At 41.1% G+C, this 12,416-nt stretch carries 10 protein-coding genes; 6 read left to right on the forward strand and 4 right to left on the reverse strand.

Annotation, left to right across the window (positions count from 1 at the left end; all coding sequences use genetic code 11):
* Positions 1 to 101 precede the first annotated feature (101 nt).
* Entirely contained in the window at positions 102 to 1,145 is a 1,044-nt protein-coding gene (locus FTV31_RS07800) for a molecular chaperone DnaJ (protein WP_180014102.1), read from the forward strand.
* A 68-nt stretch (positions 1,146 to 1,213) separates the two neighbouring features.
* Positions 1,214 to 1,585, forward strand: a complete 372-nt coding sequence (locus FTV31_RS07805) for an endonuclease domain-containing protein (RefSeq protein WP_180014076.1) — start codon at positions 1,214 to 1,216, stop codon at positions 1,583 to 1,585.
* Positions 1,586 to 1,629: 44 nt separating this feature from the next.
* Here the strand turns inward: FTV31_RS07805 and FTV31_RS07810 are convergent, their stop codons facing one another.
* The 3 genes from FTV31_RS07810 to FTV31_RS07820 are packed head-to-tail and all read right to left on the reverse strand — an operon-like array spanning position 1,630 to position 6,565.
* A complete protein-coding gene (locus FTV31_RS07810) occupies positions 1,630 to 2,286 on the reverse strand; it encodes an HNH endonuclease (RefSeq protein WP_180014078.1) in 657 nt (218 codons plus the stop codon).
* A gap of 1 nt (position 2,287) precedes the next feature.
* On the reverse strand, positions 2,288 to 3,613 hold the full coding sequence (locus FTV31_RS07815) for an AAA family ATPase (RefSeq protein WP_180014080.1): 1,326 nt from the start codon (positions 3,611 to 3,613) through the stop codon (positions 2,288 to 2,290).
* Positions 3,614 to 3,670: 57 nt separating this feature from the next.
* Positions 3,671 to 6,565, reverse strand: coding sequence for a valine--tRNA ligase (locus FTV31_RS07820; RefSeq protein WP_180014082.1), 2,895 nt, complete (start codon positions 6,563 to 6,565; stop codon positions 3,671 to 3,673).
* 174 nt (positions 6,566 to 6,739) lie between these two features.
* Here FTV31_RS07820 and FTV31_RS07825 point away from each other — a divergent pair, with 174 nt between their 5' ends.
* From FTV31_RS07825 to FTV31_RS07835, 3 genes are all read left to right on the forward strand, one after another.
* Complete coding sequence (locus tag FTV31_RS07825) at positions 6,740 to 7,435, forward strand: hypothetical protein (protein ID WP_180014085.1); 696 nt, start codon at positions 6,740 to 6,742, stop codon at positions 7,433 to 7,435.
* Positions 7,435 to 8,241, forward strand: a complete 807-nt coding sequence (locus FTV31_RS07830) for an SDR family oxidoreductase (RefSeq protein WP_180014087.1) — start codon at positions 7,435 to 7,437, stop codon at positions 8,239 to 8,241. Before FTV31_RS07825 ends, FTV31_RS07830 begins: the two co-directional genes overlap by 1 nt.
* Positions 8,242 to 8,506: 265 nt before the next feature.
* The gene (locus tag FTV31_RS07835; protein ID WP_180014090.1) at positions 8,507 to 9,781 is read left to right on the forward strand and encodes a glutaminase; all 1,275 of its coding nucleotides are present in this window, start codon (positions 8,507 to 8,509) and stop codon (positions 9,779 to 9,781) included.
* 138 nt (positions 9,782 to 9,919) lie between these two features.
* On the opposite strand, the gene dhaK is transcribed toward FTV31_RS07835, so the two are convergent.
* Positions 9,920 to 11,650: a dihydroxyacetone kinase subunit DhaK gene (gene dhaK / locus FTV31_RS07840; RefSeq protein ID WP_180014092.1), complete on the reverse strand. Its 1,731-nt coding sequence runs from the start codon at positions 11,648 to 11,650 to the stop codon at positions 9,920 to 9,922.
* A gap of 286 nt (positions 11,651 to 11,936) precedes the next feature.
* Here dhaK and FTV31_RS07845 point away from each other — a divergent pair, with 286 nt between their 5' ends.
* Entirely contained in the window at positions 11,937 to 12,272 is a 336-nt protein-coding gene (locus FTV31_RS07845; protein WP_180014094.1) for an endonuclease domain-containing protein, read from the forward strand.
* Positions 12,273 to 12,416 lie beyond the last annotated feature (144 nt).

Genomic DNA, 12,416 nt, shown 5'->3' on the forward strand with positions numbered 1-12,416 from the left:
TAATTCTGATACAAATTTCAATAGCCTAAGGTGAAAAGAACTTTGTGGCGAATGCTGAAAGAATTAATATAGATAAGATTTCCTTGGGTCTTTCTGCTGCCATGCTCTTTGACTTAAAAACCATGATCCAGCCATTCACAGCGCTTTCGCCACAGCAGAAGAAGCTGGATCGTCTGATTGATAAAATCGAACAGCAGAAGTTGGAGTTAAAACAATGGCAACAGGCTGAAGAAGATCTACAGCAATATACGCATAAAACCTTCATGCCGGTCTATCATGAATTGCATGGTGTTCTGTTTGAGCAGCTCGAACAGCTCTGGACGCATTTACAGGAAACAGATTTTACCAAGGCCGAGTTGATAGTGCTGGATGAGAAGATTCAATACCTGGCAGATTATCTGCAAGATTCTCAGGCAATGTCAGCGCAAGAAGCCAATAAGGTCAATGAAATCTTCACTTATTATCAGCAACGCACTGAACATGCCCAATTCAGAAAAAGCCAAAAAAAGACCAATGAACTGGAAAGATTCTTTAAGAATGAAAATATCTCAGATCCGGCAGATGCTGAGGGATTTGAAGAATGGGCTTCTGATCATTTTCAGCAAATCCGCGAGCAGGCCAAACTAAAACGCCAGCAGGAAAAGCAGAAACAGGCTGCTGCGATGGCAGAGCAGTCAGTGAAATCGGTATATTTGAAGATTGCTGCGGCGATTCATCCGGATCGTGAAGCAAATGATGTAAAAAAGATTAAAAAAACTGAATTGTTGCAACGTGCCAATGAGGCCTATGCAGAACAAGATTTGTTTGCTTTACTGAAAATGCAGCTTCAGATTGAGCAAGACCGAGATCCTTCGCAAAAGAGTTTAAGTGCAGAGCAAGTCAAGCTGTATCAACTGGCTTTGGATGCGCAGAGCCAGAAGTTACAAGAGAAGATCGATGCATTGATCAATCGACTGGTCTGGTCATCGAAAACCAGAATTGCAGTAAAAAAGGCAAAGAGTAACGTCCAAATTGTTGATCTGTACAAGCAGATTGATGAAGACACTTCAGCCATAAAACAGCAGATTAAGGTCGAAAAAGAACGCCTGATGTATATCAAAAAGGTAAGTGGATTAGAGATGTTTTTAAGGCGTGGGATGCTTTAAGGTTTTTCTACCTCTTCCTTGGGGAGAGGTTATAAAATCTGCTAATCTCACAAAAAATAAAAAATACCATGAACAAAAAGCTTGATCCTCAACTTTTAATTTTCGCCAAATTCATGCGCCACACTGCCACCGATGCTGAGCACCTCATGTGGCAAATCCTTCGTGCCAAACGTTTTATGAATCTTAAATTTCGTCGTCAGCATGTGATTGAGCCTTATATTGTGGATTTTTACTGTCATGAAATTGGTTTGGTGATTGAGTTGGATGGCAGTCAGCATGGAACGGATGATGCTATGGAATATGATGCTGAAAGAACCAAGTCTTTAGAGTCTTTAGGTTTCACTGTTGTACGGTACTGGAATCATGATGTGTTGGGGCGGACGGATGGGGTGTTGGAGGATTTGTGGGATGTGTGTCTTGAGCTGAAAGTAAATCAATAATAGAAGCTCCTTCTCCCTTTGGGAGAAGGCGGGGGGTGAGGGTTTTACATGGAATCCATAATTTTTTGAACCAATGCCTTTTTTTGGTCTTTAGTAAGAGTGTTTAAATCACGTTCTAAAAAATCGTCTAAGCATTCTACTTGTTTCCCTTTAAGATCTGGAAAACCAGCAAATTCTTGAGTAAAACGATCTAAATAGCACATTCTTACAGTAGCTTTTCCTTTCGCTGTACGAGCTTGTAAGAAGTAATGGTCTGGATAATCACAATGTTGTGCTGGTATTCGTGTTATATGATCTTCATAGGCATCAAATAAAGGATGAATAATTTTAAAGCGTCCACTTGTGCTTGGATATGTGCGTTGTGAGCATGCTCGATCTCCATTTACATGGGGATTTTGATTTCCTTTTTCTCTATTACATCGAAGACAAATTACTATCAAATTTTTAGGTTCAAAAAGAAATTGAGGGAATAAAGACTTCGGAAGGATATGTTCAACTTGCCAATGATGTCCATCAGTAGAAAATACATACTGTTTACAATAATAACAACTAAGTCTTTGTTTTGATAAATAATGATTCCTGATTAGATAACGAAAATTTGCAACATCATCGTTATTTTGATCGTCCCATAAGTGATAATTTTTTTGATCATAGTTATTAATAAAATTTTGAAGCTCGAGAGGAATTTGAAAGACTACCATTTCAAACTCCGTAGCTTTTAATCAAATTAAATATAATACTAGCTTTATCATCTTTATCAATTTTATTATTTTCGATGAGCTTTTTTACATGATTTAATAGATTGAAATTTTCATCATCTAAATATAAATCCTCTTCATTATTTATTTTGTTTAATATAACTATTAGCTTTCTGATTAAATACTCATTATTGTTGCCAGGAAAATTGAAAGCTTCTGATAATTGAAAATCAGATGATTTATACTTAAATTTAGAAATATGATTTGTTCTATTTCTTGATAAATCTAAAATAAAAGTATTATTTGAATTTGCTCCAGAGATTATTTGAGGAGAATGTGTAGCAATGAAAAAATGACATCCTGAATAATTATTAGATACTATTTCTATTAATTGGATTATTTTTTCTTGCCACTCTGGGTGTAAATTAAGCTCAGGTTCATCTATACAAATAACTGAATCATTTTGTATTGTCGAAGCTAGACTTAATATAAGACTTAAAATTGCAAGTTCTCCAGAACTTAAATCATTATAGTTTAATAAGTTCTTGTTTTTTGAAAAAGTGACTTTACGAGTTTTTATCAAACCATTTTTTATCAAAAAACTTAAACTTCTGAGTTGATCTTTATCTAAATTGAGTAGAGAGAAATTTCTTAATTCTCGATAGCTTAAAATACTCTCTTTTAGGAGTAATAAATTGTTTAAGTCTGTATATTCAATATTATCTTCAGACTCTAAATACTCTTCAATTTTTTTATTTATTTCTTGAAAACTTTTGGTTAAGCCTATGTGTGATACTTCACATCTGATAAAGTCATCCATAGACAGGAAGTTTAATATTTTTAAAAGGGTTAGTTTAATTTCATAATTTTCTGAAAGTTGTTCAATAAAAAAGTCAATGCATTCTAAAAAATTTAAATTAGTACTAGTTGTCTTAAACAAGAATCTAATATTTTCTTGATAAAGAAAATTATGAATAAAAGAATCATAAGGTAGAGTAATATTATTTCTTCGATAATACTCTGAAGAGTATCTTATTGGAGAGGGGCGAGCTTCAAAAGCTAAACGTTTGTATTTGTATGTATTTGAAAATCTATTATTTGATATATCTCTATAGGATGGAAATTTGTGGTATTGGGTATTTGAAATAGCGATAATATTATTAAAAAGATCACTTTGTAAGCAATCTATGATTATACTTCTTAGTAATCTGCTTTTTCCTACTGAATTTTTACCAGTAATTATAGTAGTAGTATTCTGATCATATGAAACTTCGCTGCTTGTGAAGTTCAAGATTTCTTTATTTTGATGTAATTGATATAAAATTGGCATTAAAAAATCCCCTCAAATTTGAAGGGATTTTATCTTAAAAATTAATGAAAACAAGTGCTAAAGCGCTGCAATCTGCTCCATATTCGCTTTAATCTTCGCTAACTGGTCAGCAAACTCAGCCAATTTCGCTTTTTCACCTTCAACCACAGCCGCAGGTGCTTTTGCCACAAAACCTTCATTGCTAAGTTTAGTGGCAATTTGGTCATGCTGCTTTTGAACCTTGTCTAAGTCTTTTTGTAGACGCCCCAATTCCGCTTTAGGATCAATTAAACCCTTCATTGGAACGAATACAGATACGTGACCCACGACTGAAGATGAAGACAATGGTGGTTGCTCGCTGTCGCCTAAGAAGGTGATGCTTTCAACTTTCGCCAATGCCTTAAACAAGGCTTCAATACGTGTGATCTGTGCTTTTTCAGCTTCAGTCGTGTTCTGAAGAAGAACTGGTAACAAGCGAGCATTACCCAAGCCCATTTCACCACGGATGTTACGCACCGCACCAATCAAACCTTGCAGCCATTGCATATCTGCTTCAGCTTGTTCGTTGATCTTCGCTTCATCTGCAACAGGGTATTGAGCCAGCATGATAGTTTCGCCAGAGATCCCCAGTTTAGGTGCAAGCGTTTGCCAGATTTCTTCAGTCAGGTACGGCATGATTGGGTGAGCAAGACGTAAAGACGCTTCCATCACAGCCAATAACACACGGCGAACTTCAGCTTTACGCTCTTCAGACACGTTTTCATCATTCAGAACTGGTTTGGTCAGCTCAACATACCAGTCACAGTATTCATTCCAGATGAACTCGTAGATCGCTTGCGCAGCAAGATCCAGACGGTAAGTCGCAAATGCTTGCTGAACTGCTTGTTCCGCTTTTTGCAGACGGCTCACGATCCACTGTTCAGGCAGTTCCCAAAGGTCTTGACGTGCTTCTGAACCAATCGTTTGACCTTCGACATTCATCATCACGAAACGCGTTGCGTTCCAGATTTTGTTGGCAAAGTTACGGTAACCTTCAACACGTTTCATGTCGAACTTAATGTCACGACCAGTATTGGCAAGCGCACAGAATGTGAAACGAACCGCATCCGTACCGTAAGATTGAATCCCTTCAGGGAATTCCTTACGGGTTGATTTTTCAATCTTCGCAGCCTGTTTAGGATTCATCAGACCGAAAGTACGTTTTTGTACCAAGGTTTCCAGATCAACACCATCAATCAAGTCTAATGGGTCAAGCACGTTACCCTTAGATTTAGACATCTTCTGACCTTCGCCATCACGTACCAAACCGTGTACATACACAGTTTTGAATGGTACTTGTGGTGTGCCATCTTCATTTTTCATGAAGTGCATCGTAAGCATGATCATCCGGGCAACCCAGAAGAAGATGATGTCGAAACCAGTCACAAGCACATCAGTTGGGTGGAAAGTATTCAAGAAATAGTTTTCTTTATCTTTCGCTTCGTCGCCAGTCCAGCCTAATGTTGAGAATGTCCACAAACCAGAAGAGAACCAGGTATCCAGTACATCTTCGTCCTGTTTCAATTCAACTTCAGGTGCAATACCGTGTTTCGCACGAACTTCTTCTTCATTGCGACCTACAAATACATTGCCTTCAGCATCGTACCAAGCCGGAATACGGTGACCCCACCACAATTGACGCGAGATACACCAGTCCTGAATGTTATTCATCCATGACATGTACATGTTGCTGTACTGCTCAGGAACGAACTTGATACGGCCATCTTGAACCGCTTCAATCGCAGGTTCAGCCAGTGGCGCGATTTTTACATACCACTGGTCAGTCAGTAATGGCTCAACGATCACGCCTGAACGGTCACCGCGAGGTGGTTTCAAAGTGTATGGTTGGATCTGGTCTAACCAGCCTTCGGCTTCCGCTTGCTCAACCAGTTTTTTACGCGCTTCAAAACGTTCTAAACCGATGTAGTCTGCAGGTGCAGGGATGGTTTTAGAAATCTGTTCACCGGCTTTTTCGATGTATTCAAACTCAGCCAGAACTTCGGCATTTTTGTTGAAGATGTTGATTAGTGCCAGACCACAGCGTTTACCCACTTCATAGTCATTGAAGTCGTGCGCAGGCGTAATTTTCACACAGCCTGTACCGAATTCTTTTTCTACATATTCGTCAGCAACAATGGCAACGGTACGACCAGTAATTGGCAACACAATATTTTTGCCGACAAGATGTGCATAACGCTCATCTTCGGGATTGACCGCAACCGCAGTATCACCGAGTAATGTTTCTGGACGAGTGGTTGCAACGACAATATGGTCTTTGCCATCTTGAGTGCGAAGCGATTTATCTTCAAAGAAATATTTGAAGTGCCACAATGAGCTTTGTTCTTCTTTATCAGACTCTACTTCAAGGTCAGACAGGGCAGTTTGCAGTTTAGGATCCCAGTTCACCAGACGTTTGCCGCGGTAAATCAGGCCTTCTTCATGCAGTTTTACGAACACTTCTTTAACGGCATTAGATAAACCTTCATCCATGGTGAAGCGTTCACGTGACCAGTCTACTGAAGAACCCAAACGACGGATTTGACGGGTAATGTTACCGCCAGACTGTTCTTTCCATTCCCAGACTTTTTCGATGAACTTTTCACGGCCCAGGTCATGACGGCTTACGCCTTGAGCACCTAACTGACGCTCAACAACCATCTGGGTTGCGATCCCTGCATGGTCAGTACCTGGCTGCCATAAGGTATTTTTGCCTGACATACGGTTATAACGAGTCAAGGCATCCATGATGGCATTGTTAAAACCATGACCCATGTGCAAGCTACCAGTGACGTTTGGCGGCGGAATCATGATACAGAATGATTCACCTTTTTGAGACGGCTTGAAGTAACCGCGCTCTTCCCAGGTTTGGTACCATTTTTTCTCGATCTCGGTCGGATCGTAGGTCGTAGCAATATTTTGCGCTGAATCAGTCATAGTCTAAACAGATCAAAAGTGGATAAAAAATTGCATCTATTGTAGCAAAAAAATCAAGGCATGCGGCAGCTTAACCAAAAGCAAACTTTCGCCAATTGGCAGTTGCCTGAACTCAACGTATGATAGATTGATAAAACGCGACTCATCGCAGACGATTAAAAAAAGGATAACAAGATGAGCTATAGCATTTCTCTCAAGATTCACCCCGATACCCATCAACGCTTTAAAGACCTGCATTCCCGATTTAATGCTGGCGAACAGGAAAGTCTGGCCAAATTGCTCGGTGAAAATCTGGCCGATATTGCCTGTGAAATTATTGACCAGATTTTTGGTCGTGTGGTGCAGCTCTCTAGCTCCCCAGATCAGGAATCTGAAAAAGTCATTCAACAGATTTTAGAAACGACTCGCAAATATATGCCATGGTCGGTTTCTTTCTTTGGTAATGATCGGCTGATTCCTATGGTGAACTATCTGTATAAGATGACCCATGAAAATGAAAATGGATACTTTGTTCGCTATCCGGTAGAACGCATGCTGATCACGGAACTGCTGGGCTGTGTAGAGCAAATGAAAGGTGGCAATAACCAGTATGTTTCACCGGCGTTGAAAGCTTTTATTCAGGTGGTGGATCAGGGTGTGACGCATCTGGTCCGTGAACCGAAAAAAATGCTGAAATTTAATGTGGTAGTCGATAAAACATTGAATGGTGTGATTCACCTGACCACACAACTGGGTTATAAACGTTTTGATAAACTTGGTAGCCTCTATGATGCGGATACCATGAGTTATTATTTTGAGCAGTTGCTGGCATTTCTGGAAGATGAAATGCTGCCAGGCACATATTTATATAAAGAGGGTGACAGGATTTAATGGCAAAACTAGAAAATTTACAGGGAAAAGTAGTCTGGATTACCGGAGCATCTTCAGGAATTGGTAAGGCGCTGGCTGAAGAATGTGCTGCACAAGGTGCACAGATAGTATTGACCGCGCGACGTTTGGAAGAACTGGAAAAAGTCCGTTTGGGACTGGTAAATCCTGATCAGCATATTTCAGTGGTAGCTGATATTACTGATGAAAGTCAGGTACGCACGGCTTATGAACAGGTGCTAAGTGAGAAGGGACGTATCGACTGGCTAATCAATAATGCTGGACTCAGTCAGCGTGCCCTGATTCAGGAAACCACTATGCAGACTGAACGCGCCATTATGGAAGTCGATTATTTCTCTCAGGTGTTTTTGACCAAAACAGTTTTACCAACGTTTTTAAAACAGAAATCTGGCCGGATTGCCTTTATTTCCAGTGTGGCCGGCCTGCTTGGAACTCAATATCGGGCGTCTTATTCAGCAGCCAAAGGTGCGATTCATATGTGGGCGAACAGCCTGCGCGCTGAAATGGCAGATCAGGGTATTCAGGTATCCGTGATTTTCCCGGGCTTTATTAAAACCAATGTGTCTTTTAATGCCTTAAATGGGGAAGGTAAACCTCAGGCCAAGCAGGATGAAGCGATTGAAAATGGTCTGGAACCGGCTGATTTTGCCCGTCAGACTGTAGAAGCGTTGAAACGTGGTGAAGAATATATCGTGGTGGGTGGCTCTAAAGAAAAACTGGGTGTTTTAGTTTCACGTCTATCGCCAAAGGTGTTGTATAAGATGATTCGCAAAACTAAGGTGAAATAATCTGCTTGAAAGATCAAGCTGGTTGTCATCGGTTACAGGTTTATTACTCCATAGAAATAGACCTGTAATCTGAAAATAATTGCTCATCTTTATCATTTCTCTTTTTTAAGATTTCTTATCTTGTCCAATGAATTCATTTATTTTTTCTATCTCTTTTGCTCATATCCCATTTTCACAACATAAAACTGCATAAAAGTAGCAAAACCATCTTCAGTATTCAGTTTTAATAAAAATGATATAAAAGATTGAGATAGGGGCATTTGCCATGAAAACGCCGGTACCGGATTATTTGAATCATGTGCTTTCTGCTTGCCATGATAATAAAAAAGGCGCGCTGGCAGATTACATTCCTGAACTTGCTGCGGTTGATCCTGACAAGCTCGGACTTGCACTATCGACAGTAGATGGAACCATCTATTCTGCCGGGGATGATGACGTTGAATTTACCATGCAGTCTCTTTCCAAGCCTTTTGCCTATGCGCTAGCAATCAAGGAACTAGGGCTAAAACAGGTACTGGAAAAAGTGGGTGTAGAACCTTCGGGAGAGGCCTTTAACCAGATTTCGTTGGAAAAAGAACGCAATATTCCCAAAAACCCGATGATTAATTCCGGTGCGATTACCACGCATTCTCTGATTCCTGCCAAAAAAACGGTATCTCGTGCTGAACAGTTACGCCGTTTTCTTAGTGGGCTGGCTGGACGTGAATTGTCCTTTGATGAGCAGGTGTATAACTCTGAGATTAAAACGGCTTTTCGGAATATGTCGATTGGCTACATGTTACGTACTGTTGGGGTGCTGGACGAAGATCCTAAAGAAATCGTGCATGGCTATATCAAGCAGTGTGCGATTAAGGTCACCGTCAAAGATCTAGCCGTGATTACCAGTATATTGGCCAATGGTGGTGTGCATCCCAAGACAGGGAAGCGCATGCTGGATCGGGCTTTAGTCCGGCAATTACTCAGTGTCATGCTGACCTGCGGTATGTACGATGCTGCCGGTGACTGGTTGACTACAGTTGGTATTCCAGCCAAGAGTGGCGTGGCAGGTGGCATTATTGGAGTGCTGCCAGGGCAAGTGGGAATTGCGGTATTTTCCCCAAAAATTGATGAGCATGGTAACAGTGTGCGTGGTGTCAGAATCTTTGAAAATCTGTCACACGATATGGGATTGCATCTCATGGAAGGTACGCCGTCAGCACAAACCATTCTGCAAAGCCGTTATACGGTGGGCAAAAAGAATAACGTCGTGGTTTATGAATTGCGTGGCGTATTGCAATTTACCGAGTCTGAAATGCTGCTACGCATCTTGCAAGATGAACCGGAAGGTAAAAGCACCATTATTCTCGATTTAACCAATCTTACTCTGATGCATGATGTTGGTGCCCGGATGCTGTTTGAAGGCGTGGATCGCTTAAAACAGGATGGGCATAAAGTATTGGTTATAGACTCAGAAGGTCTGCTGGATAAAGATCAGTTGAAGGGTAGAAAAAGGGTGGTAGTGACGGAGGCGTTGGAGAAGTTTTTGGAAAGGTTCAAATGAGACCCCTCCCTTGCGCAGCAGTGCTGCTCATCTCCTAAAAGGAGAGGGAATTTCACTGTGAAATCTAACCCTCTATTTAATTAAATGAGACACCCTCTCCCTGTGGGAGAGGGATGGGGTGAGGGATAAGTCAAAAAATTACTTAATATGCTCAGCAATATCAGTAAAGATCACACCTAAACCATATGCACCAGCATCTGGATAACCCAGACTACGATCACCTACGGTCCCGGCACGGCCCATACGCGCTACGATCTCTTTAGTTGATTCCGCACCTTGAATTGCTGCTTGAGCACCTAGAGAAAAGTTTTCTTTAAAGGTCTTGTCAGTATTCGCTGACCAAGAATCTGCACATGGAACTAGAGCATCAATCAGGGTTTTGTCACCAACCACGGCACCACGACCAAATGAACGCTCACCAGTCGTTTGAATGCCTTTTACCGCTGCTTGCAGCATTTCGGCAAAATCCGCCACGGTTAATGTAGTTTTACCTTTAATGGCTTTACTTGCCGCGCGGAAAGCAGAACCCCAGATTGGACCTGAGGCACCGCCACAATGTTCCATGATAATCATAGAACAGTTCAGCAGGAAGTCATCCATCTGTTCAGCCTGAACCAGTTCATGCCACTGATGTTTCAGCTGTTTAAAACCTTTGGCTACGCTCATACCAAAATCACCGTCGCCGGCATGGGCATCCAGTTCACAGAAAGGTACTTCATTTTTAATGATGCAGGCACTCATCACATCGACCACATAGCGCATGTTTTCAATGGTGAATTGTTCATTGGCAATCACAGCATGTTCAGGATGTGTTTCAACATCTGTATTTACTGTGCGTACAGCAGCTTCGTCTTTGGCTGCAAACTCAAATGGCAGTGCAGGTGGACCATCCATTTTAAATGCGGGAGTATTGGCTTCCGCATCCAGATAAGTTTTCAGTTCGTCATCCACTGCCAACAAAGAAACCGATGCACCTGCCATATCGATACTGGTCATGTAGTTGCCGACAAAGGTACGGTAGATCTTGATGCCTTTGCTGGCCAGATGTTCACATACATCGTTATTGAATACATACAGTTCTTGCAATGGCGTTGTGCCAAAACCATTAACTAATACTGCAACTTCAGTTAGATCAGGACGATCCAGGAACAGGTCATCGACAATACGTTGCGCCAGTTCTTTAGAAGGCAGAATCTTTTCACGACGGATGCCCGGTTCACCGTGGATACCGACGCCGTATTCCATTTCATCATCAGCTAAAGTGAACGTTGGTGTGCCTTTGGCTGGAACGGTACAAGAGGTATAGGCAAAACCAAGGCTAATCACATTATCCGCAGCTTTTTGTGCCAGTTCTTTAACACGTGCAAGTTCATAACCTTTAGAAGCAGCAGCACCGGCAATCTTATGCACGAAGATCGTACCGGCAACACCACGACGACCAACTGTATATAGGCTGTCTTTTACTGCGATGTCATCAGCGACTTTGACGTAATCGACTTTGATGCCATCTTCAGTTGCTAATGTAGCGCCATTCTGGAAATTCATCATATCGCCAGAATAGTTTTTAATGATCATTAGGACGCCTTTGTCAGCCGCGACTTGCTGCAAGGCTTTATAGACCTGAATTTGTGAAGGTGAGGCGAACACGTCACCACATACGGCAGCATCCAGTATGCCTTGACCAACAAAGCCGGCATGTGCAGGTTCATGACCGCTACCACCACCACTGATCAGGGCGACATTTTGGTGTTTTTCTTTTCGGGAAATGATTTTATAAGATTCATTAAATGCCAGTTCTGGATGTGCCAGGACAAAGCCTTTGCACATTTCGACAACGATGTTTTCAGCACCGTTCATAAGTTTCTTCATTGGAACACCAATAGTCATTGATTTAGGAGATAAATTTATTGGTCTATTATTCATGAAAGTGATGATTTTTGCAGACTTAAAAGTGTAAAAACGAACAGTCGAGGATTGATGGGTGAGAAAAGGGGCGGTTTTTAATGTATATCTTCTTTAGAAGAATCCCCCTAAATCCCCCTTTTACAAAGGGGGACTTCACGCGAATTTGATGGCAGTTTTGGATTCGTGACACTCCTCCCTTTCTTAAAGGGAGGTTAGGAGGGATTAATAAAAACCAATTAGTAGAATAAAAATGAAACCCTATAATAAAAACTTAAAACAAGCCTCGCGTGACTTACGTAACAACCTGACCGATGCTGAAAAGTTATTATGGTCACGACTTCGGAATAAGCAAATTTTAGGTTTGCAGTTTTATAGACAGAAGCCAATTTTAAATTACATCGTGGATTTTTACTGTCCCGCTGCTAATTTGATTATTGAGTGTGATGGCAGCCAGCACTTTACGGATGAAGGATTGGAAGCAGATCGAATTCGAGATGAAGCTTTGGCTCAATTTGGGTTGAAAGTATTGAGGTTTGATAATGGGCAGGTGATGGGGCGGATTGATGATGTAGCAAATGTAATTTAACCCGAATCGCGGATAAAAAATTGACTTGAAAAATAAGAGGACTAGAGCCATCAGTTGAGTTACCACACCAAACTCACAACTCTAGTCCTGATGTTCAATAGTACCGAATTATTCTGCGTAATTGATGATTTTTTTCTTAAATTT

Source organism: Acinetobacter sp. YH16031, assembly GCF_013417335.1.
Taxonomy (GTDB): domain Bacteria; phylum Pseudomonadota; class Gammaproteobacteria; order Pseudomonadales; family Moraxellaceae; genus Acinetobacter.

Excerpts from the sequence above, each read along its gene's own strand:
- FTV31_RS07800 (WP_180014102.1), top strand. The coding sequence starts at position 102 with ATGCTCTTTGACTTAAAAACCATGATCCAGCCATTCACAGCGCTTTCG.
- FTV31_RS07805 (WP_180014076.1), top strand. The coding sequence starts at position 1,214 with ATGAACAAAAAGCTTGATCCTCAACTTTTAATTTTCGCCAAATTCATG.
- FTV31_RS07810 (WP_180014078.1), bottom strand. The coding sequence starts at position 2,286 with ATGGTAGTCTTTCAAATTCCTCTCGAGCTTCAAAATTTTATTAATAAC.
- FTV31_RS07815 (WP_180014080.1), bottom strand. The coding sequence starts at position 3,613 with ATGCCAATTTTATATCAATTACATCAAAATAAAGAAATCTTGAACTTC.
- FTV31_RS07820 (WP_180014082.1), bottom strand. The coding sequence starts at position 6,565 with ATGACTGATTCAGCGCAAAATATTGCTACGACCTACGATCCGACCGAG.
- FTV31_RS07825 (WP_180014085.1), top strand. The coding sequence starts at position 6,740 with ATGAGCTATAGCATTTCTCTCAAGATTCACCCCGATACCCATCAACGC.
- FTV31_RS07830 (WP_180014087.1), top strand. The coding sequence starts at position 7,435 with ATGGCAAAACTAGAAAATTTACAGGGAAAAGTAGTCTGGATTACCGGA.
- FTV31_RS07835 (WP_180014090.1), top strand. The coding sequence starts at position 8,507 with ATGAAAACGCCGGTACCGGATTATTTGAATCATGTGCTTTCTGCTTGC.
- dhaK (WP_180014092.1), bottom strand. The coding sequence starts at position 11,650 with ATGAAGAAACTTATGAACGGTGCTGAAAACATCGTTGTCGAAATGTGC.
- FTV31_RS07845 (WP_180014094.1), top strand. The coding sequence starts at position 11,937 with ATGAAACCCTATAATAAAAACTTAAAACAAGCCTCGCGTGACTTACGT.